The organism is Bacillus sp. HMSC036E02 (genome assembly GCF_001836235.1).
GTDB lineage: Bacteria > Bacillota > Bacilli > Bacillales > Bacillaceae_G > Bacillus_A > Bacillus_A cereus.
Window position 1 is genome coordinate 319 of record NZ_KV827867.1, and the last position, 22,456, is coordinate 22,774.

A 22,456-nucleotide genomic window follows, 5' to 3' on the forward strand; every position below is an offset into this window, starting at 1 on the left:
ATAGAAGATGGGGGTAGAACACATGAAACCATTTAAAGAGTCTGTATTGAATTTTAAGTATATAATCGTGGTTCTCCTATAGTCAGTAAAGAATGCGGAAAAGAAAAGGGAGAAGCAACATCATGAATATAGAATTACATTTAGATAAAGCAAGGATGGGGAATTATGCAATTTTCTAAAGAAAAGTTTTTACCAAATGGTTCTATTGTTCTCTTAAAAGGAGGGACAAAAAAGGTTGTAATTTACGGAAGAAAACAACTACTTATGGTTGAAGAACCTGTATAACTACATAGGCTGTTTTTATTCAGAAGGATTATAAAACTAATCCACTTAACGAAGGTAGAACAGCTCCTAAGATTGTTGACAAGGGTACTTTTGATAAATATGGATTTGAAGGTATTGCATACGAATTACCTGACCCCACTAGTCGGTTGTTGGTAGAATGTGGATGAAATGCTAAACTTATTAAGTAAGAGAGGAGAACGAGTTAAATGATTAAGCCTTTATACGCCGAAAATATTATAGTGGGTGTAAAATATAAAAATAAGCTCAATTGGTATATAAATGAATCGGATTTATGGTGTTTAGATTATAATCAAGCTGGTTATTCTCCTAGTGAATATCCAGAAGAAAGAAAAGGCATTAGTATTTTAAATGAGACTACAATAGCTAACTTTTTAGAAAGAATAGAAAAATATAAAAGATTTACAGAAGATATTAGGTTAGAATTTTTAAGAGAACTAAGAACTAATAGAGAAGAAGCCTATTATGATTATAATCCATGTTTCCTAATAGATTTTGAGCGTTTAATTTTTTATTCTAATTATCCGGAATCAATATCTTTTGAAGAATATATTCCGAATAACTGGAGAGGTTATTTACAGCGATTTGATGAACAAGTACCCTATGAATATAGATACTGGGAAGATAAGAATAAAAGCTATTTAGTTAGAGAGGATTAGGTCATTGAAGAAAATAAATTAATTATGATAAAAGAAACATTTAAGAATGAAGAAACTGGTGGTGTAAAAGTAGCAGCTATTGCAGCTGGATCGGGGCAGTTAATTGCTAATATAATTCTTAGCATTGCAACACAACAGATGGGGGTAATTGTATTTATGTGTGCATGCACAGTGATTTCGTTTGTTTTGTTTTATTTTATATGATTATAGAACTCCATAAGTACTATTATTTACGGAAGCATATAGAAGATGGAGGGAAAATGCGTATAGGCTTTTAAAGAGGATTTGTTGCATTTCAAGTGTATAATTGCATTCTTCTTATGGAAGCCATTCACGAGGCTTATAGCAATAAAAGATGTATAAGTGGAAGATTATATTCTGGTAAAACATCTGAAGGAATGGAAATTAGGTTTGTTCTTATTAATGATAAGATTATAGCTGTTTATCCCGTGTATTAAAGAATGTGAGGTACTCAAAAATGAAAGTAACTAATCAGCCCATAGTTAAAAATGTAAGAAAATATAGAGGTAATTGCTAAGAAGCACTCCCCCTAAGTTTCAGATGAAATTAAATGATTGAATATTTACATTTAAATAATCGACTATTTATGCTTTAATATTTATATGTACATAATTGGGATAATTAGGGATTTAAATTTAATATGTTTTAAGAAAGGGGAATGTTTTTTATATGGAAACTCCAGAAAATCAATTTAAACGTGCACTTAATCCTTGGTTCTCCATTTGGACAAAACCACGTGATACAATGAAAGAAATTTTTATATCCAAACCAAAGAATGTGTTTTTACTCATTTTATTAGGCTCATTCGTACAGACTTTAGATCGAGCATCTTCTAAAAATATGGCGGATTCAATAAGTAGTCCAGTTTCATTAATCTCAATGGTTATATTCGGTACCTTCGTTGCCTTCTTAATTTATTATTTTTTGCTACCAGCGTTATTTAATTGGGTGGCAAAAAAACTTGGTGGACAAGGTACCTTTGAAAAAACACGTTACTCAGTTGCCTATTCTTATATCCCTTACGTTTACTCTCTTATATTAGTTTGGGTGCCTTCATTTTTCTTGTTTGGGATAGAAAACTTTACGAGTGAGACACCGAAAATGGAGAGTAGCATAACTTTAACGATTTTGTTTCTTATTTTTGCCATAATTGATATAGTTATTGGAATTTGGACAATCATTATTTCCTTAAAATGTTTAGGAGAAGCACACCAATTTTCAGCATGGAAAGCATTATTAACAATAATAATATCCTTTATGATTATCATTCTTCCTTTAGTAATAATAGTATTTCTTATAGTAGGGGTTACAACTTTTTAATCATTTATTTGCCTCTTATTTATCCAAATGTTTTCTACGCGCTGTTAGTAATTGTTACAGGGTGAACAACCACATGATTCGGATGTTCCACTTGGCGAAGCGTATGACCTATATGATCAAATTGATCGCCCGTTTTACGGCCTGTTCTTCTTATTATTAGTGTTAACAGGAATTTGTGAAGGCAAACTTGAAAATCAAATATTAAACTATTAAAACCTTAGGAGAGCTGAGTAGATTGTCTTTGTTCGTCTCTTATTTTCCAATTGGAGGCTCTAATTATTACCAATTGGTTCTGTAGCTCTTATAGAAGAAATTAATCAACCTCTTATGATTTATGGAAGAAAGCAACAACAAGCTGATAATAAATTATGCGATTATGTTTCTTGTCCATATCCTCATGGTAATTTATCAAAAGAATATAATGTGTTTTTTAATCATAATCAAATAATTCATTTATTATTTAAGGGTTTCGAAACAGAGGATGAATTAGAATTAAGAAGTAAATTATCTGAGTTTTAGTGAAAATGGAGAAAATATAATATGGTTTTAGGAATTTCATATTCTGATATTTTTCATATCATAATTATTGTTTTGGTTTTTTTCATTTTTTGGAGATTGAATACTTGGTATAATAAAAAATATAATGTTCCTAAGGTTTTTCAATGGTTTCCTAGAAGATGGGGAAAAAGAAAAGTTTCAGAGCATTTGTCTCAACTAGATAAAAAGTTAGAAGCTGAAGGTAAAGGTATCTGGGTTACAATCTATGCTATAGATTTGTACATTGTAACTATTCCTTGTACAGTAAAAAAATATAAATCTTAATACATATATGTGTATAAAAAAGACCTTTTATTTTAAAATAAAAGGTCTTTTTTATAATGATTGAAATAGTAATTTTAAGTGAATTAAATTTGAAATGTATCAAGAATATTATCTTTTTCTTCTTTATTAATTCCAATATATTCCAGACGGATGTGTGGTGTGCTATGATTAAGAATTTCTTGTAACATAGCAACATCTTTTATTTGTTTATAGAACCAATAGCCGAAGGTTTTTCGCATGGTGTGAGTACCAATGGATTCTACATTGGCAAAATCTCCGGCTTTTTGCAATTGTCGATAATACGTGTTTTTTCGTCATACAAAAACCCCTACATATAAGTAGAGGTTTTTAAATTATATCTTAATGAATTATGCCTTCTTAGATAAAGTAAATCGAGTTCAGATAAACGAAGATTATAGAATACATCATTTTAACTAGATTTATTATTAGCTAAATTGTCCCCACCACCAAGCTCTGCCTCAATCTGCGAAGTCTTCGATGACTCATCCATACGCCAATACGTAATAAAGCTGATCGCGATACATCCAGCTACGTAGAAGTAGAATAGTGATTCCATTCCGATACTTTTTAGCCATAATGCGATGAACTCAGCTGTTCCGCCAAATATCGCAACTGTTAGTGCATATGGTAAACCTACGCCAAGTGCGCGAATTTCAGTTGGGAAGAGTTCTGCTTTTACAATTGCGTTAATAGAAGTGTATCCAGTAACGATAATGAGACCGACCATCATGAGTAAAAATGCTACGATTGGTTCTGTCGTTTTTTCCATGAAGAAGAAGATCGGTGCTGTTAGTAATGTTCCAAGAATACCGAATGCCATTAATAGTGGGCGGCGTCCAATTTTATCGGATAGTAGCCCTGCAATCGGTTGAAGTACGACGAAAATAAGTAGTGCGACAAAGTTAATCCAGCTTACAACTTCTTTCGGAAGACCGACTGTGTTTACCATGAACTTTTGTAAATATGTTGTGTACGTGTAGAATGCAACAGTGCCTCCTAGTGTTAGACCGACTACTGTTAATACTGCTTTCGGGTGTTTCATAAGCGCGCGAACGGTTCCTGCGCTTTCGCGTTTTTGTGATTTTATGCTTGCGAACTGCTCCGATTCATCCATTGTGCGGCGAAGCCATAATACAGCTACTGCACCCATTGCTCCAATAATGAATGGAATACGCCAGCCCCAAGCTTTCATATCTGGTTCGCTTAGTAATTGCTGAAGAACAATTTGAACGCCTAACGCAACCATTTGTCCGGCAACGAGCGTGACATACTGGAAGCTTGAATAAAAGCCGCGGCGTCCACTACTAGCCATTTCAGATAAATATGTTGCGGAAGTTCCGTACTCTCCGCCGAGTGATAATCCTTGTAGTAAACGGGCAAGAACTAAAATAATTGGTGCCATAATACCGATACTTTCGTAACTCGGTGTACAGGCAATAATTAAAGAACCACCGGCCATAACTGTAATGGAAAGCGTTAATGCTGCCCGGCGTCCGTGCCGATCTGCATAGCGTCCCATTAATAAACTTCCGATAGGGCGCATTAAAAATCCAACTGCGAAAATAGCCGCTGTGTTGAGTAACTGACTCGTTGGATCTCCTTTAGGAAAGAACTCTGCTGAAAAATAAACGGCGAAAGCAGAGTAAACGTACCAGTCGTACCATTCAATTAAATTACCGACAGAACCTTTAAAGATATTGCCGGCGACTCGGTTTGATTTTACTTGAGCCATACTAATTCCTCCTCTTGCTTATAAATAAAATGATAATTATGAAAGCGTGTTCATTGTAGTTGAATTGTACTGTTCTTTAAATAAAATCTCAATATTATGACAATTTTATTCTTTTTGTACTTTATGAACATGGATATTTTTAATAGTTGCTTCATTTTGAGTTTTGTCATAATAATAGAAAAAGGAGATTGATAGTTTTGAATATTTTATCAAAGGGTATGAAGTATGAAGAAATCACGCAAAGTATCATTACAAACGAAAATAGTAGGCTTAATTATCGCGTTAATTGTATTTGTCGTTCTCCTATTAGCGGGAATATTTGTTTACATTCAGTCCGTTGATACGAAGCGCCAAGTGGAGCAGTTAGCACTGCAAACAGCGAAGTCGCTTTCTTTTATGCCAGCTATAAAAGATGCTTTTCAAAATAACGAGCATAAAAATACGATTCAATCCATTGCGGAACAAGTTCGGGAGCAAGCTGGCGCAGATACTGTCATTATAGAAGATCGCTTTGGGGTGATGTATTCCCATTCTAATTCGGAGTTAATTGGTACAAAAAGTAACAATCCATATAACTATGAAGCACTCACTTTTGGTGGCTATTATACGCTTGAAGGAAATGGCGAAAGTGGTCCTGCTTTAATGGCGAAGGCGCCTATTATTGTTCATAACGGAGACTATGATCAAGTCGTAGGCGTTGTGACAGTAGAGTTTTTAATAAAAGGTATTGAATCTAACATATTAAGCAGAACGAAAGAAATTATACTCTTTTCCTTAGCTGTATTAGTAGCGGGAATTGTTGGCGGCATTCTTTTAGCACGCAGCATTCGTAAAGATACACTCGGTTTAGAGCCGAATGAAATCGCAGCGCTATACCGAGAACGAAGCGCGATACTACTATCTATAAAAGAGGGGATTATCGCCATTGATCAAAACGGTTTTATTACGATGATGAACACGTCGGCAGAAGAAATGTTACATGTAAATGGTGATTATATGCAGCAACACATTTCAAAAGTTTTACCAGAATTTAATATGGAAAGAGTGCTAGAAAACGATCAAGAAATCGCGTTTCAAGATAAAGTGTTTATTTTAAACATGACACCGATACTTGAAAATAACAGTACGGTAGGAGTTGTATGTAGTTTTAGAGATAAAACAGAACTGCAAAACCTTGTGAACACAATATCTGAGGTAAGAAAGTATTCTGAGGACTTACGCGCTCAAACACATGAATTTACAAATAAGCTTTTCGTTTTATCAGGATTACTTCAGTTAGGACATTACAAAGAGGCGATTGAATTTATCCAGCAAGAATCTAATATTCATCAAAGTCAAAACCATATTTTATTTCATCAAATTCATGATGCGAAAGTACAAGCTATTTTATTAGGGAAAATCGGAACAGCATCTGAGAAGAAAATTGATTTTCATATTGAAGGAGATAGTGCGCTTCATCCGTTACCAGACCATATAAAAGTTTCACACCTTATTACGATCCTTGGAAACATAATCGACAATGCGTTTGATGCGGTGAGTGAACGAGAGGAAAAGAGAGTTTCCTTCTTCGTTACGGATATTGGGCACGACATTGTGTTTGAAGTGATAGATAGCGGGATAGGGATACCGGTAGAAAAAATTACGACCATTTTTCAAAAAGGATTTTCAACGAAAGGAAATGATCGTGGTTACGGACTAGCAAACGTGAAAGAAATGGTAGATCTGCTAGGGGGAACAATTGAAATTCAAAACGAGAAAAATGGGGGAGCTATTTTTACAATTTACCTTCCGAAAACATTGAAAGAAAGTACATGACAAACAGGGGGATGGGCATATGTTGAAGGTTGCAATTGCAGAAGATGATTTCCGCGTCGCACAAATTCAGGAAGAGTTTTTATCAAAAATAAAGGACGTAAAAGTGATTGGGAAAGCATTGAACGCGAAAGAAACGATGGAACTATTACAAAAGGAAGAAATTGATTTGCTTCTATTAGATAATTACTTACCAGATGGAATCGGAACCGACTTATTACCACAAATCCATGCCGACTTTCCAAGCGTTGACGTTATTATGGTTACTGCCGCAAATGAAAATCATATGTTAGAAAAAGCAATTCGAAACGGCGTAAGTAACTACCTTATAAAACCGGTCACGTTAGAAAAATTCGTTCGCACAATTGAAGACTATAAAAGAAAAAAGCAACTATTACATAGTAACAATGAAGTAAATCAAGCACTCATCGATAATTTCTTCGGGACTTCGCAAACACAAGACATAAAAAACTTACCGACAGGTGTGGATCCGTTAACACTACAAAAAGTGAAGGGGATTATAAAAGGGTTCGAAGAGGGCATTACAATAGAAGAAATGGGAGAACAAATGGGGGCCTCCAGAACAACCGCAAGAAGATATTTAGAATACTTAGTAGCGACAAACGAAAGCACAGTAGAATACACATATGGCATTATCGGACGACCAGAACGAAAGTATCGAATAGGACGAGGACTATGAAGAAGCGATTATTACTATGTATATGGATCATGACAGGAGTAATAGCTGGTTGTTCCTCGGAAAAATCCCATACGAATACAGTGAACATCGACAAAGTAGAAATCGTTGCGCCGAACGTTCAAGGAGCAGGCTGGGACTTAACAGCGCGGGCGATGCAAAAAACGCTCACAGAAGAAAAAATCTTCACAAAACCAATCACAGTCACAAATAAAGTAGGCGGCAGCGGTGGTGTCGGATGGAAATATACGAAACAAAAAGGCGGTCACGTACTGGCGATTAACTCAAGCTTACTCATAACGAACAACCTACTAGGCCACAGTAAACTAACATATAAAGACTTCACGCCGCTCGCGCTACTTGCATCAGACTGGGAAGTCGTTGTCGTATCAAAAGAATCAAACATAGAAAACGCAAATCAACTAATGGAACAACTAAAACAAGACAAGAAAAACTTCAAAATCGGCGTTGCCCCCGGCCTAGGAAACGACGATCACCTATCCTTCGTACAAGTAAGCAAAGCATTCGGCATAAACCCTGCCGAACTACAATTCTTCGTCTACGAAAACAAAGAAAAAATCATAAACGCCCTAACGAACAAACAAATCAGCGCCGCAACCATGACCCTATCCGAAGCCGAAAAACAATACAAAGCCGGCAAAATAAAAATACTAGCCGTATCCGCACCAAAACGACTAGACCGCCTACCAGAAATCCCAACATGGAAAGAACAAGGAATCAACGTCATATTCCAGCACTGGAAAGGAATTATGGGCCCGAAAGATATGACGGAGGAAGAGGTTGCTTATTGGGATGGTGTGATTAAGAAGATGGTGGAGAGTGAGAGTTGGAAGGGGATTTTGAGGGAGCGGGGGTGGGAGAGTTTTTATAAGGATAGTGGGGAGAGTAGGGGGTTTTTGGAGGAGTGTCATTTTAGGTATGAGGAAATGGTGAAAAAAGAGGCTTAAGAGGGAAGTATTCAATCAGGCTTTATTTTTGTAGTTACTTCTATATAATATAAAAGAGATGAGAGTGTTAGGCTAATTGTATTAAAAGGGCTAGATAGGGATAGATAAAATCTAGCTTACTGATTAAAAATATATTAGTCGTTAAAAGATATAAAAGGCATTTTTCAGTCTATAAAGTGTGGAAACATAAAGTATAGAGTTTCTGTGAGATTTAAGGAGGACATAATGAAGAAAAATATTTATGTTGTTGGAGCAGTAATTGTTCAAGATGAGAAAATTTTATGTGCACAAAGAGGACCATCTAAATCGCTACCTCTTATGTGGGAATTTCCAGGTGGGAAAATAGAAGAGGGAGAAACACCTCAAGAGGCGTTAAAGCGTGAAATTGATGAAGAAATGCATTGTAGCGTGCAGATTGGTGAGCAAATTGATTATACAGCCTATGAGTATGATTTTGGTATTGTTCATTTGAAAACTTTCTATTGTAAACTTGTTGAAGGAAGTCCGGTTCTAACTGAGCACGTAGCAATTAAATGGTTATATCCGAATGAACTAGCAGCTTTAGAGTGGGCACCTGCGGATATCCCGACTATTGAGAAATTATCAAAAGAATCGATTGTAAAGTAATTTGAAAAAAACTATTCGTTTTATACGGATAGTTTTTTATATTTGTAATAAATTTGCACTTTAAATCAGTGAGTAATACAATTAATATAAAAAATTGTCATAAATGGTGATCATATGGAGAATTTTATTCAAAAATTAGAGGGGTCTTTATATAAAGGGTTTATTGATCAAAAACATAATCATCCTGGAATATATAAGCCGAAATTATTAGTAAACAATACGAAAAAAAATGAAAATGTTTTAAGCTCATTATTGGAGGAGCTAGAAAATAGTACATCTTTTATTTTCTCAGTAGCTTTTATTACAGAAAGCGGGCTAGCGACTTTAAAATCACATTTCCTTGATCTTAAACAAAAAGGGGTTAAAGGACGTATATTAACATCTACATTCTTAAACTTTAATACACCAAAAGTGTTTAGAGAGTTAATGAAACTTGAAAATGTAGAAGTAAGATTAACAAATTTATCTGGTTTTCATTCAAAGGGATACATATTTGATAATAAAACACATTGTTCATTAATTGTCGGTAGTTCAAATCTAACTGCACATGCTTTGAAGGTAAACTATGAATGGAACGTTAAGTTAACATCGCATGAAGATGGAGAGATTGTACAGCATTTTAAAAACCAATTTGAAGAAGTTTGGGAGCATTCTCAAGTATTAACCGAAGAGTTGATTGCAAATTACGAAACAATATATGAGCAAGCTGCAGAAAATAAGTTACTAGATCGAGTTATAGAATTACCTGGTCAATATCACAATTCAATTGAAGAAGCTTTGAAAATTACCCCAAATAAAATGCAACAAGCTGCGTTACAAGAAATACAAGCTATTCGAGACGCCGGAAAAGAAAAAGGCTTAGTTATCTCTGCAACAGGAACGGGGAAGACATATCTTTCAGCATTTGATGTCAGAAATTTTGCACCTAAACGGATGTTATTTATTGTTCACCGAGAGCAAATATTAAATAAAGCGAAATCCGATTTTCAAAAAGTTCTTGGTGGGATAGATGAGGACTTTGGAATTTTATCAGGGTCAAATAAACAAATAAATGCTAAATATTTATTTGCGACGATCCAAACCATTTCAAAAGAAGAAAATTTACAGCAATTTGATCCTGGGTTATTTGATTATATTTTAATAGATGAAGTTCATAAAGCAGGTGCTGGTTCTTATCATAGAGTTATTGATTATTTTAAACCGAAATTTTTAATGGGAATGACCGCTACACCTGAACGTACAGATAATTTTAATATTTATGAGCTATTTGATTACAACATTGCTTATGAAATTCGATTGCAAGAAGCACTTGAAGAAGATATGCTTTGTCCTTTCCATTATTTTGGAGTAACTGATTTTGAATATAATGGTGAAAAGATAGATGACACTACTGTTTTATCTAAACTTGTTACGGAAGAACGAGTAGATCATATAGTTGAAAAAGTAAAATATTATGGTTTTTCTGGTGAGAAAGTAACAGGACTAATGTTTTGCAGCCGAAAAGATGAGGCAGAACAATTATCACATGCCTTAAATAATAGAGGTTTTCGCACATTTGCATTAACCGGCGATCATTCCCAAGAGGAAAGAGAACTGCGGGTGAATCAATTAGAAAATGGCATACTGGATTATATTTTAACAGTAGATATTTTTAATGAAGGTATTGATATTCCGAGTGTGAACCAAGTTGTTATGTTGAGACAAACTCAATCAAGCATTATCTTTATACAGCAGTTAGGGCGTGGACTTCGAAAACACGATTCGAAAGATTTTGTTACGATTATTGATTTTATTGGAAACTATAAAAATAACTATTTAATTCCGATTGCCCTTTCAGGAGATAGATCACAAAATAAAGATAATATACGTAGATATACAAATGACACGAGTTATATTAAAGGTATTTCAACAGTTAACTTTGAAGAGATAGCGAAAAAGCAGATCTTTAAAGCGATTAACAATAGTAATTTAACAGCAATGAAAGTATTGAAGGAAGCTTTTGCTGAGTTGAAAAATAGAATAGGAAGAACTCCATATCTATATGACTTTATAGTAAACCATTCTATTGATCCAGTTGTACTTGCAGAAGGATATTCGAACTATTATCAGTTCTTATTGAAAATGAAAGAAGATGTCCCTGCATTAACAGAGTACGAAAATAAAGTTTTAACGATGTTTTCATTGGAAGTATTGAATGGAAAACGTAAAAACGAAATCGTTTTGTTAGACTTATTATTAAAGCAAGAAAAAGTTGATAAGGATGAGTATATAAAACAACTTGAAGAATCTAATTGCTTAACAGATGATGAAACGATTACTTCAGTACAACGAATTTTTGAATTAGAGTTTTTCTCACAAAACAGTCAAAAGAAATATGGAGAAAAGCCAATTCTCTCTTTACAGGACGATAAGATGTATATGTTTAATGATTCTATCCGAAAAAGCTTAGAACAAAATCAATACTTTAAGCGTATGGTTATGGACATTATTAAAAGTGCAAGGAAAAAGAGCAAAAACTATGAGTGTGATAGTAACCTTACTGTATATAAAAAATACTCAAGAAAAGATGTGTGTAAACTTTTAAATTGGCATAATGACGAGAGCTCAACTATGTATGGTTATAAGACAAAGTACTATACTTGTCCAATATTTATCACATACCATAAAAATGATGAGGTAGAATCCAGTGTGGACTACGGTGATAAATTCCTTAATCAAGATGTTCTTAAATGGTATACAAGAAGTAATAGAACATTAAAATCAAAGGAAGTTCAAACAATTATTGATGCTAAAGAAAATAATATTGACGTCCATATTTTTGTGAAAAAAGATGATGACGAGGGAAGCGACTTTTACTATTTAGGAAAAGCGACACCTGATAAAGCAAGTGTAGAACAAACTGAAATGAAAGATAAAAATGGAAAAGAACTACCTGTTGTTACGATGAATATGATTATGGAGAAATCAATTGATAATAAGATCTATGATTATATAAAGGACGGTAATGTTTTGTAGGTATATTAAATTTTTAATATCTTTATGTTTCTAAAATTATTAAGCGAATATAGATGGGGCTGTATCAAAATGACATCGGAGTATGCTTTTGATATGGTCTTTTTTATTGGAATTTAATATGTTTTTTATTAGATTTGTGGATTCATTTAATTGGTTTAAGTAGAATGTGGAGATGGGTCTTTCTAATCGAAGTAAACCGATAACTAGCCCCCCCTAAGCCCCTACCAAGTAATAAATCACTAAGAAAAAACATAACAAAACAAAAACACCAACAAACACCGTAGTAGGAGTCGAAAAAAATTTTGAAATAATACGCCAAAAACCCTGCCATCCTCCCATATATATTATGAAGGGGCTTTTACTTTTGAACGGAGACGGGAGGAACTTTGATGGCGGTGTATCGTACTGTGCAGGTGAATTTTTGGCAGGATGATTTTGTTTTGGATTTGACGCCGGAGGAGCGGTATTTTTATGTGTATTTGTTGACTTGTTCGAAGACGACGCAGTGTGGGATTTTTCCTTTTCCTAAGCGGTTAGCGGAGATGGAGACGGGTTATAATCGGGAGACTGTTGATAAGCTTGTGCAGCGCTTCATTGTTTATGGGAAGATTCTTTATGATGCGGATACTCGGGAGTTATTCGTTTTGAATTGGCTTCGTTATAATCCGGTGACGAATACGAATGTGGAGAAGTGCGTGCTTCGTGAGCTTAAGGGTGTGAAGAATAAGGAGTTTGTGCATATGTTTCTTCAGAAGTGCGCTGAGGAAGAGCTGAATGTTCCTATGCTTTTAGCGCATTTCGGTATGCCGAGTGATTTAGTTGTGGATGATGTTGAGCCAGTTTGCGAGGAGACAGAGGAAGAAGAGGTTATAGAGGAAGAAACGGGGAGCCGTGTGTTTTCTTTTTATGAGCAACATTTCGGTAGTTTGTCTCCTCATACTGTGGAGGAACTAAGTGCGTGGATGGAAGATTTGTCAGAGGAGCTTGTGCTGAAGGCTCTTCAAATTGCGTTTGAGAATAATAAGCGGACGGTTGCTTATGTGAAGGGAATTTTGAGAGGGTGGCACGGGAAAGGTTTTACGAAAGTATGTGAGGTTGAGGCGGATACGGTTAATTTCCGGAAGAAGGAGTCGTCTGCTAGTACGGCGGAGACGGAGGAGTTTTTGGCGAGGTGTGAGGAGTGGGAGAAGAATGCGCCATCTGAGGAAGAGTTGCAGCGCTTTTTAGCGGAGCGCGGGTGGCGGCCATGAGTATTCAAAATGTGGAGGCGGAAAAGACGGTGTTAGGTTCTCTATTAATTGATGGAGAGCTTATTAAGGAGTGCCGTTTGACGGAGCAGTATTTTTCTCTGTCAGTTCACAAGTCTATATTTCAGTTAATGCGGAAAATGGAAGAAGAGGGGCAACCGATTGATCTTGTGACGTTCATTTCTCGGATAGATCCGAAGTTTTTAGAGGGGATCGGGGGCATGGAGTATTTTATAGGATTAATGGATGGTGTGCCTACAACTGCCAACTTCTCTTATTATGAGGGGCTTGTTCGAGGTGCCTGGAAAATGTATCAGGCGGGTGTTCTCGGGCACAAGATGGGAGAGCGCCTTATTGCGGAGAAGAGTGAGAAAATTATTGGTGAGACGATTACGGCACTTTGTGATTTAGAGGAAAAGGACTGTGTATGTGAGTTTGATTTGAAGGATGCGCTAGTTGATTTATATGAAGAGCTTCATCAAGATGCGAAAGAGATTACTGGTATTGAGACTGGTTATACATCGTTAAATAAAATGACGTGCGGATTGCAGGAAGGTGATTTTGTCGTCCTTGGTGCGCGTCCTTCTATGGGGAAGACTGCGTTTGCGCTAAATGTTGGACTACATGCGGCGAAGTCTGGAGCGGCGGTGGGATTGTTTTCGTTAGAGATGAGTAGTAAGCAATTATTGAAAAGGATGGCTTCTTGCGTAGGCGAAGTGTCAGGAGGTAGGCTGAAAAATCCGAAGCATCGTTTTGCGATGGAAGATTGGGAGAAGGTAAGTAAGGCGTTTGCGGAGATTGGTGAGTTGCCATTTGAGATTTATGACAATGCAGGCGTTACGGTGCAAGATATTTGGATGCAAACTCGTAAGTTAAAGAGGAAGAACGGTGATAAAAAGATTTTAATTATTGTAGATTACTTGCAGCTTATTACGGGTGATCCGAAGCATAAGGGCAATCGATTTCAAGAAATTAGTGAGATTTCTCGTAAGCTTAAGTTATTAGCGCGTGAATTAAATGTTTGTGTAGTAGCGTTATCACAGTTATCTCGTTCTGTAGAGTCACGACAAGATAAGCGTCCGCTATTATCTGATTTAAGAGAGACCGGACAAATTGAGCAAGATGCGGATGTCATTATGCTTATGTACCGCGAAGATTATTACGATAAGGAAACGAAGCAGAAAGAGATGACGGAGATTCATGTGGCGAAGCATCGGAATGGGCCTGTGGGGAGTTTTAAGCTGAGGTTTATGAAGGAGTTTGGTCGGTTTGTGGAGGGAAAATAGTGAAAAGACTGGAGTATCACTTTGCAAATAAAATAAAGCATAAGTTTTTCATTTCATTAACTTATGCTTTATTCTTTGATTCTTTTAATATACTTCTTATTTCCCCATAAAGAAAGATCTTCTCTCTGCAGTAATCCATTGCTGCAAGTCATCTTGGCTACGTCGGACGAGTCGATTTACTAAAACATCATGCCATACATAATCCTCTAATAAGTATATATGAACGGGGTCATCTGTATAAAAAGCAATATTACGCTCTTCAAGTGATGGTCCATAAATCATCTCTTTAGAATCTATCGATACAATAAACCAATGTTCTGTAGACAAGGTTTCTGTATAAGGTGTTATACGATGGGCTTCTAGATTTTTAATTGGGTTTTCAACATGCAGGGTAATACCTTGTATTGTAACTTTATCAGCTACTTCAGATAGATCTTCTTTTAACGCTTCATACATCTCATCCCACATTGAAATGACAATACGTCGTTCTGCTTTTTTTATTAATGCCTGACAATAGCTAATGATTGTTTGATTGTCTTTTAAAGTAATCACTCGATTATCCGTTTTTTCCTCGGAAGTTTCTAGTTTTTTTAATGAATCACTTATTCCTTCGTAAGTAGACTGCCATTCTGTTTGCGCCTTCTGTAAAAAGATTTCAACAGGTAGAGGTGAATAGCGAGTGGTGTCATTTATTTCTTCCTTCATGACAATTCCTTTTTCTACAAGGTTACCTAAAATCTCATAAATTCGCGCTCTTGGGACACCCGAATCCTTACTCACTTGGTAGGCTGTGACAGGCCCTTGTTTAACAAGAGATACATAAGATTTAGCTTCATATTCATTGAAACCAATTTTTTTAAGCTGTTGCACTATGTAGTCCACTTTTTTCGTCCTCCGATGTTTGCTTTTATATTTCAACGTTACAATAACTCTTTACATTTAGCAAATTGGTAGTTACTATTACAATAGTGACTAAAGGGGAGGCTACTAGTATGGATTTGTATTTAGACCCATCTATATTAATTATTTTGATTGTTTTTGGGTTTGTAGCTGCATTTATTGATTCAGTTGTAGGTGGTGGAGGACTCATTGCCTTACCAGCTTTATTATTTACAGGGCTGAATCCAGCAAGTGCAGTAGCCACGAATAAATTAGCATCAACAATGGGGAGTGCAACTAGTAATATTGTGTTTTATCGTTCTGGTAATCTTGATTTGAAATCGGCTTTAAAATTATTTCCAATCACTTTCATAGGCTCTATAGTAGGTGCATGGACCGTTCATTTAATGAACCCAGAAGTACTGAAGCCATTGATGCTGATCATGCTCGGTGCAGTCGCTATTTATACGATATTTAAAAAGGATTGGGGTAGTATTTCTACTCATAAGAAATTATCTGGTCGACACGTCATTATTTTTACCTTTTTTATTTTTGCTATTGGTTTTTATGATGGATTTCTAGGGCCTGGCACAGGTTCGTTTTTAATGTTTTCTCTTTTATTTATTGGGTATGATTTTTTAAAAGCAGCAGGTACTGCGAAGTTTCTTAATTTAGGAAGTAATGTTGGTGCATTGTTGATGTTTATGTACGTAGGGCAAGTAAACTATGCATATGGTTTTATAATGGGGATTGCTCAAATTGCTGGAGGAGTTGTTGGCTCCAAGTTTGCTATAAAAAAAGGAAGCGGGTATGTTCGTGCTCTTTTCATTACAGTAACTTGTTTATTGTTAGCGAAAAATCTGTATGACTATATTCAGTAAGTAATTAAAGAACGTAGAAAAGGTCAAGTATGCAAACTACATCGAGTATAAGAAGATACTAAGGAGAGATTCCTTTTAACATTTTTTAGATGCTACCTTGTTTGAAGATAGCATCTAAAAAAATTAAGGTAAGAGGGTGAAAATAATACAAACGAATATTTTCGGGGTATGTTTATGTAATTTGGCGAAATAACTATTCCATATTCTTCTTATAATTAACCCGCAACAATCCTTTAAAATCCACCTCAGCAATCAACACACTTACTAATATAAGCGTAGCCCCTAAGTATCCTTTTCCGGTAAGTGTTTCACCTGTGAAAACGAAAGCAAAGCCTGCGGAAAAGACAGGTTCTAATGAGAAGATAAGTCCTGTATGTGTAGGCGTCGTGTATTGCTGGGCGATAACTTGCACGATGAATGCGACTGCGGTGCAAAATATACTTAAGGCTAGGATGATTAGCCATGAGTTGGTTGTGCTAGGCAGTTTTGGAGTTTCGATAATGAATGAAAAAATAAGACTAAATAGGCCGACGAAGCCGAGTTGCACTACTCCAAGTGCAATGGAATTCACATGTTTCGTTACACTTCCAGTAATGATGACGTGGATCGCATAAAACAGGGCAGATAGTATGCAAAATATATCGCCGTTACCGATTTTGAATTCGCTCGTTAATGTTAATAAGCCGATTCCTATTATCGTTAAAATGATCCCTACTATAACTTTCTTTTCCGGAATGTGTTTTAAAAATATAGCTGATAATATTGGAATGAAAATGACTGTGAGACATAGTAGGAAACCAGCATTAGAAACACTCGTATACTTTGTACCGAAAGTCGCGAAAATGTAAACGATAAATAAGACAGAAGCGAGTATAAATGCATATTTTACAGTTTTAAAATCGATCTTAAATAAATGTTTGTAAAATATTAAACCTGATAAAAGAAAAGCGATAATAAATCGTAATGCGATTAAATTATATTCTTCTATGCCATCAAGTCCAAGTTTTGTAAGTAGGATGGATGCACCCCAAAAAAATGTAACTAGTAGTAACATTAAATCCGCTTTTAATTGTAGTTTCATTTCTATTCCCTCGTTATGTATAAATTTTATAAGCCCATACCCCTATCCCCATTATTCATTTTAATATTAATTCTGAATATTTGTAACTTAAATTTATCGACGTTTTATTCCATAAAAAAAGAGGCTGTTTATAAAACAGCCTCTATGTATCTGAAAATCCGAACCTTAACTAAAGACTACGTAGAATCTCCAACCCTTTTCTTGTTAAATGAATCCCTGCTCTACCTCTTTTTATTTCCACATAACCTTTCATTTTCAGGAAGTTCAACCGGTGTCTCACTTGTGCTTCAGATAAATTTATTTCGACTTCTTGGCTCTTTTCAGAAATAATCCTTCTTCCGATTGCTTTTCCTTTTTCTTCATAATTCATGATAAGGGTAAGGATGAAAAGGGATTCTTGATCAAGAGCGTTTGAACTTGAAGAAAAGGGTGTTATACTCTCGGCTTGGTCGCTATCTGTTTTGCTAGGTGGAGGCTTTTGAAAGTAATGTTGATTAGGCAAATCATTTTTTGTTATTTGGTTTCCGGTACGGACAGCAAGCATATAATCTATCGTATTTTTAAATTCTCGTACATTTCCGTACCATGGATATCCTTGAAGTTCTTCAATTAGTTCTTGTTCAATTTTGACTTTAGGGTCCGATAGTGCGACAAAATGTTTAGCTAATAATTCAATGTCATTTCGGCGTGCCCTTAATTCGGGAAGGTGTATAAAGAGTACTTTAAGCCTATGGTATAAATCTTCTCTAAACATATTTTCTTGAATCATTTTCAGTAGATCCTTATTGGTTGCTGCAATAATCCGGACGTCTATCGGGATAATTTGGCTTCCGCCAACGCGCATAATTTCTTTTTCCTGCAATACTCGAAGTAGTCGTGCTTGAAGTTTCAGGCTAATATCTCCAATCTCATCTAAAAAAATAGTGCCACCATTTGCTTGTTCAAATAGTCCCATTTTCCCGCCCTTTTTTGCTCCGGTAAACGCTCCGTCTTCATAACCAAATAATTCACTCTCGACTAAATCATCCGATAAAGCACTGAAGTTAACGGCAAGAAAAGGGCCGCTATTTCGCTGGGAAGCATTATGAATAGCACTTGCAAACAACTCTTTTCCAGTACCACTTTCACCTTCAATTAATACAGTTAAATCAGTCTTAGCTAACCTTTTGGCAATTTGTTTCGTGTCTTGGATCGTAGAGCTAATCCCAACGATGTTATGAAAATTGTATTTTGCTACATAACCTTTTTTGACAAATTCTTTTCTCAATTTCCGTTCAAATCCGATGGTCTTAAGGGCATTTCTGAAAGTAACAATAATTGATTGATCATTTATATGTAGACGTTCCACTATTACATCCAAGCCGTTTACAACAAATATTCCGCTTTCTTGTTGCTTATTTGAAAGGATGAAGTTTACTAAATCAATATTATCAATAATGGCATCAATCGGATGACCAATAGCGTTTTTACTTTTTATTTTCAGCATGCTTTCTAAGAATTCATTAAAGACAACAATTCTTCCTTCATAATCAATAGCTAGTATGCCATCACCAACACCATCAATAACTTGATGAAGTTGTCGATGAGCTTTAGCTAAATTCTTTGTTAAATCTACTATTTTTCGATAGTATCTCTCAGAAACGTGGTTACCTGATTCCTCCATTAAATGAAACCGATCTAGAATGGACATGATTGTAGTAATATCTATTAATCTATGACCAATATTAATTACTTTTTCTACAAAATCAGGGATAATTTCAAGTTCGCCAGGTGTGATTGCGAGCTTGTTCATTTGTATATTCGTTTTTCCAGGATAGTATGGGACATATTCAATATGGTTCAGCCCTAATTGACGCATCGTTTCAATTGATTCGTATACTGTTTCATGATTATCATTCACATATAGGGCTTGTGTTCCTTCTGGTAAAAATAAAAGCTGGTCTACGTTTTCATAATTTAATGTTCGTTTTGCTATTATTACTTCGCAGTTTTCCCCAATAAAGTCTTTCACCGTTTCTATCGTAAATGTATTAGGTAACACAATTAATGTAGAATGAAATACTTTTGGAATACTTTCTTCTACAGAAAAACTTTCGATATCTATGAGATCACCTACCATCTCCGTTAGTTGTTGATGTAGGGCTTTTCGTGTTTCTTTTAAAACGGTGATCAATACAATGTGGTTGGTTTCAAATTTGTTCATAGAGCACCTCTTTAGTTGAATGGAATTGGTCTAAAGTTGGTTATTAATTGTTCATTATGTAACCAATTAATAACCAATTATAATACATTTCAGCATAGTAAACACCGATAAAACGACAAAATATTTAAAAATATGTAAATAATCACTTTAATTTTAATGTTGGCACGATATTTGCTTGTATCAATGGTGTGTAAAGAAATAATGAAATGAGTAGAGTCGTAATTTACATATTTAATTCTTTACCACTTGCTAGAAAAGGGAGGTTAAGAGTATACAATTTCAGCAGAGAAAGACAACGAAACCATTTAAATTATGAGGTGAGAGAAAATGAAACCACTAATTGGTGTTACTGGGTATTATGTTGATCATAGTGAAATAGGGAAGGAGGGCTTGCGAGGGCTACCAGGTCAAGATATGGCTCTCTTTTCTTATGACTACATCCGTTCACTTCAAAGGGCAGGTGCAACGGTTGTTCTACTTCCAATTGAGGAAGTTGATCAAATTGAGTCCACACTTAATCAATTAGATGGATTGTTATTGGCTGGTGGCGCGGACATCAATCCAGTTTATTACGGTGATATTCCAAAATCATATATAGGCACTGTAGAGGAAGAACGAGATAATTTTGAATTAAATTTGGCAAAGCAGGCTTTAGAAAAAGATATTCCTATTTTAGGAATTTGCCGAGGATTACAGGTATTAAATGTTGCAGCTGGTGGCTCTCTTTATCAAGACTTAGAGCACGAGATGGGACCAGAATATTTCCATGCTCGGGAGCAGTTCCGTAAATGGCAAGGCTCTCATTCTGTAGATCTTCTGGAAGAGGGAAAAATTTATGAGGCTATTGGCCAAAAATCTTTAATGGTTAATTCTTTTCACCATCAAGCAGTGAAAACACTGGGGAAAGATTTTGAGGCGAGCGCATGGTCCTTTGATGGTGTAATAGAGGCTATTGAATCGAAAGCTCATCGTTATGTAGCAGCCGTTCAATGGCATCCAGAAATGATGTCGGAAAAAGATGTCTTGCAGCAGCGTTTATTTAACCAATTTGTAAATGAAATTAGTAAAAAGGTAGTTAAATCATAGCGTGTTATAAATAAAAGAATTGGTGGATAGCTTGGTATGTCATGGTTGTGGGGAAACCAGACTGCCGGCTGCCCGGAAAAGTAATAATCAGTGGGGGATGAACGCCCCCCCCATTGATCAAAGTTTCACTTTATTGCAAAGGGGATTGGTATATGAGTCAAGTATCAGAGAAGGCAGTTTCATTCGAGCCAGAAGAAAAAAAGGAAAGAAAAGAATGGAAAATAAACGTATTTGCAATGTTACTTGTCTTGCTAGTTATTGCGGCTGTTATTACACATATATTGCCGGCCGGAAAATATGAACAGATTGAAAAAAATGGGTATACAACAGTAGATCCAAATTCATTTAAATGGATTGAATCAACGCCACTTGGATTTTTTGATACGGTAAAATCTATTCCTACAGGGATGGTAGAAGCTGCTAATATTATCTTTTTTATTCTTATTATTGGGGGTTTTTTTGGTGTATTAAAGGCATCCGGTACAGTTGAGGCTCTTGTTTCAACGATGGCAAAAAAACTTGCTAACCGTGAAAAGTTAATGATTCCTATTATCATGCTGTTCTTTGCGCTTGGCGGATCATTAATGGGAATGGCGGAGGAAGCTTTAGTGTATGTACCTTTATTTATTCCGCTAGCTCTTGCGGTTGGATTTGATACGATAACAGGAACTGCGATGGTACTAGTAGGAGCGTCTGTTGGATTTACAACGGCAATTATGAATCCGTTTACAGTTGGGCTTGCGCAAGGGATAGCGGGTCTTCCTATGTATTCGGGGATGGGGTTCCGCCTCGTTTTATTCGTAGTCATATATGTAATTGCGGTTACATTCGTTTATCGTCATGCGATGAAAGTAAAGAGGGATCCTGCAAGCGGAATTTACGGAAAATTCGATACAAATGAGCAAGACAGCCTATTAACAGCGAAAGTAGAGTTAACAAAAAGACATAAATGGATATTAACGGCCTTTTTAATCAATTATATTATTCTTGTATTTGGTGTTATTAAGTACGAGTGGTATATAAAAGAAATTGCAGCCTTATTTATTATTTTAACTATAATCATTGCAATTCTTGGCAAGATATCTCTTGATGATACAGTAGAATCTTTTACACAAGGATCGGCATCTTTAATCGGGGGAGCTTTAATTATTGGTGTATCACGCGCTATTTTAGTTGTCTTGAATCAAGGGCATATTATAGACCCACTACTGTATCAAGTGTCGGAAGGAATGGAACATATTTCTCCTTTTTTAAGTGTTGTTGGAATGTACAACTTCCAAGTAGCGATTCATTTTATTTTAGCATCAGGTAGTGGTCATGCAATGTTGACAATGCCTATCATGGCGCCACTTGCAGATTTATTGGACATTACACGCCAAACAGCTGTATTATCCTTTTCATTCGCGGATGGTATTGGAAATATTATTTTTCCGACAGGTGGTACGCTAATGGCTGGATTAGCAATTGCAGGAATTTCATGGACAAGGTGGGCCAGGTGGATTCTTCCTTTAATTCTAATTGAATACTCAATCGGTTTAATAGCAGTTATAATTGCTCATTTTATTGGTTATGGTCCGTCTTAATAAAAGGTGAATATGCTTTCAGTTATAGAAAGTTCGGATTTGAAGAAGATCGCTAAATAATGGTGATAGAAAAGCCCGGTTTAGAAGGGCTTTTTTTCTATGTGAAATTTCATTTGTTTGGTTTACATAATATCTTTACAATCATTTGATAAAATATATGTAACTGCATATTGTGAGGGTGGGTGGTTATCCCTTCTTTCCATTTGGAAGGAA

The 22,456-nt window shown here is 35.7% G+C and carries 19 protein-coding genes and 3 pseudogenes; 17 read left to right on the forward strand and 5 right to left on the reverse strand.

The features are described from left to right. Positions 1-165: 165 nt before the first annotated feature. From HMPREF2590_RS23785 to HMPREF2590_RS23815, 7 genes and pseudogenes are all read left to right on the forward strand, one after another. Positions 166-313: pseudogene (locus HMPREF2590_RS23785) on the forward strand (DUF4176 domain-containing protein); the annotation flags it as partial. Positions 314-491: 178 nt separating this feature from the next. After that, positions 492-962, forward strand: coding sequence for a hypothetical protein (locus HMPREF2590_RS23790; RefSeq protein ID WP_000595042.1), 471 nt, complete (start codon positions 492-494; stop codon positions 960-962). A 51-nt stretch (positions 963-1,013) separates the two neighbouring features. After that, positions 1,014-1,240: pseudogene (locus HMPREF2590_RS23795) on the forward strand (hypothetical protein); the annotation flags it as partial. Positions 1,241-1,652: 412 nt separating this feature from the next. Then, on the forward strand, positions 1,653-2,303 hold the full coding sequence (locus HMPREF2590_RS23800; RefSeq protein WP_000449722.1) for a Yip1 family protein: 651 nt from the start codon (positions 1,653-1,655) through the stop codon (positions 2,301-2,303). A gap of 51 nt (positions 2,304-2,354) precedes the next feature. Then, complete coding sequence (locus HMPREF2590_RS30490; protein WP_043328555.1) at positions 2,355-2,516, forward strand: hypothetical protein; 162 nt, start codon at positions 2,355-2,357, stop codon at positions 2,514-2,516. Positions 2,517-2,630: 114 nt separating this feature from the next. Further along, positions 2,631-2,822, forward strand: a complete 192-nt coding sequence (locus tag HMPREF2590_RS23810; RefSeq protein ID WP_000639126.1) for a DUF4176 domain-containing protein — start codon at positions 2,631-2,633, stop codon at positions 2,820-2,822. Between the two features lie 21 nt (positions 2,823-2,843). After that, positions 2,844-3,125 carry a hypothetical protein gene (locus HMPREF2590_RS23815; protein ID WP_000242737.1) on the forward strand — a complete coding sequence of 94 codons (282 nt, stop codon included), beginning with the start codon at positions 2,844-2,846 and terminating at the stop codon, positions 3,123-3,125. Between the two features lie 83 nt (positions 3,126-3,208). Here HMPREF2590_RS23815 and HMPREF2590_RS23820 read toward each other — a convergent pair. After that, positions 3,209-3,424 (reverse strand): annotated as a pseudogene (locus HMPREF2590_RS23820) (site-specific integrase); the annotation flags it as partial. Between the two features lie 131 nt (positions 3,425-3,555). Next, on the reverse strand, positions 3,556-4,878 hold the full coding sequence (locus HMPREF2590_RS23825) for an MFS transporter (protein WP_003312716.1): 1,323 nt from the start codon (positions 4,876-4,878) through the stop codon (positions 3,556-3,558). A gap of 225 nt (positions 4,879-5,103) precedes the next feature. Here HMPREF2590_RS23825 and HMPREF2590_RS23830 point away from each other — a divergent pair, with 225 nt between their 5' ends. The 7 genes from HMPREF2590_RS23830 to dnaB all read left to right on the forward strand — a co-directional run bounded on the left by HMPREF2590_RS23830 (position 5,104) and on the right by dnaB (position 14,530). Beyond that, positions 5,104-6,693 carry an ATP-binding protein gene (locus HMPREF2590_RS23830; protein ID WP_003312715.1) on the forward strand — a complete coding sequence of 530 codons (1,590 nt, stop codon included), beginning with the start codon at positions 5,104-5,106 and terminating at the stop codon, positions 6,691-6,693. Positions 6,694-6,712: 19 nt separating this feature from the next. Further along, a complete protein-coding gene (locus tag HMPREF2590_RS23835; RefSeq protein WP_003312714.1) occupies positions 6,713-7,390 on the forward strand; it encodes a response regulator in 678 nt (225 codons plus the stop codon). Beyond that, positions 7,387-8,355, forward strand: a complete 969-nt coding sequence (locus HMPREF2590_RS23840; protein ID WP_003312713.1) for a tripartite tricarboxylate transporter substrate binding protein — start codon at positions 7,387-7,389, stop codon at positions 8,353-8,355. Before HMPREF2590_RS23835 ends, HMPREF2590_RS23840 begins: the two co-directional genes overlap by 4 nt. 225 nt (positions 8,356-8,580) lie before the next feature. Then, positions 8,581-8,982 carry a (deoxy)nucleoside triphosphate pyrophosphohydrolase gene (locus tag HMPREF2590_RS23845; RefSeq protein ID WP_000739608.1) on the forward strand — a complete coding sequence of 134 codons (402 nt, stop codon included), beginning with the start codon at positions 8,581-8,583 and terminating at the stop codon, positions 8,980-8,982. 114 nt (positions 8,983-9,096) lie between these two features. Continuing rightward, entirely contained in the window at positions 9,097-11,997 is a 2,901-nt protein-coding gene (locus tag HMPREF2590_RS23850) for a DEAD/DEAH box helicase (RefSeq protein WP_050821698.1), read from the forward strand. Between the two features lie 389 nt (positions 11,998-12,386). Further along, entirely contained in the window at positions 12,387-13,247 is an 861-nt protein-coding gene (locus HMPREF2590_RS23855; protein ID WP_050821699.1) for a DnaD domain-containing protein, read from the forward strand. Beyond that, positions 13,244-14,530 (forward strand): replicative DNA helicase, encoded by a 1,287-nt coding sequence (dnaB, locus tag HMPREF2590_RS23860; protein ID WP_003312709.1) that lies wholly within the window; start codon positions 13,244-13,246, stop codon positions 14,528-14,530. Before HMPREF2590_RS23855 ends, dnaB begins: the two co-directional genes overlap by 4 nt. Positions 14,531-14,626: 96 nt before the next feature. On the opposite strand, the gene HMPREF2590_RS23865 is transcribed toward dnaB, so the two are convergent. After that, positions 14,627-15,412 (reverse strand): TrmB family transcriptional regulator, encoded by a 786-nt coding sequence (locus tag HMPREF2590_RS23865; protein WP_000384620.1) that lies wholly within the window; start codon positions 15,410-15,412, stop codon positions 14,627-14,629. Between the two features lie 110 nt (positions 15,413-15,522). Here HMPREF2590_RS23865 and HMPREF2590_RS23870 point away from each other — a divergent pair, with 110 nt between their 5' ends. Beyond that, on the forward strand, positions 15,523-16,290 hold the full coding sequence (locus tag HMPREF2590_RS23870) for a TSUP family transporter (protein ID WP_003312708.1): 768 nt from the start codon (positions 15,523-15,525) through the stop codon (positions 16,288-16,290). Positions 16,291-16,483: 193 nt separating this feature from the next. Here HMPREF2590_RS23870 and HMPREF2590_RS23875 read toward each other — a convergent pair whose 3' ends face one another. Both HMPREF2590_RS23875 and HMPREF2590_RS23880 read right to left on the reverse strand, forming a co-directional pair. After that, positions 16,484-17,371 (reverse strand): DMT family transporter, encoded by an 888-nt coding sequence (locus HMPREF2590_RS23875; RefSeq protein WP_000776061.1) that lies wholly within the window; start codon positions 17,369-17,371, stop codon positions 16,484-16,486. A gap of 169 nt (positions 17,372-17,540) precedes the next feature. Beyond that, complete coding sequence (locus tag HMPREF2590_RS23880; protein ID WP_050821701.1) at positions 17,541-19,574, reverse strand: sigma 54-interacting transcriptional regulator; 2,034 nt, start codon at positions 19,572-19,574, stop codon at positions 17,541-17,543. A gap of 327 nt (positions 19,575-19,901) precedes the next feature. Between HMPREF2590_RS23880 and HMPREF2590_RS23885 the strand changes: the two genes are divergently transcribed. Both HMPREF2590_RS23885 and HMPREF2590_RS23890 read left to right on the forward strand, forming a co-directional pair. Then, on the forward strand, positions 19,902-20,660 hold the full coding sequence (locus tag HMPREF2590_RS23885; RefSeq protein WP_000803243.1) for a gamma-glutamyl-gamma-aminobutyrate hydrolase family protein: 759 nt from the start codon (positions 19,902-19,904) through the stop codon (positions 20,658-20,660). A gap of 152 nt (positions 20,661-20,812) precedes the next feature. Continuing rightward, on the forward strand, positions 20,813-22,243 hold the full coding sequence (locus HMPREF2590_RS23890) for a YfcC family protein (RefSeq protein WP_000084615.1): 1,431 nt from the start codon (positions 20,813-20,815) through the stop codon (positions 22,241-22,243). The last annotated feature ends 213 nt before the right edge of the window (positions 22,244-22,456 follow it).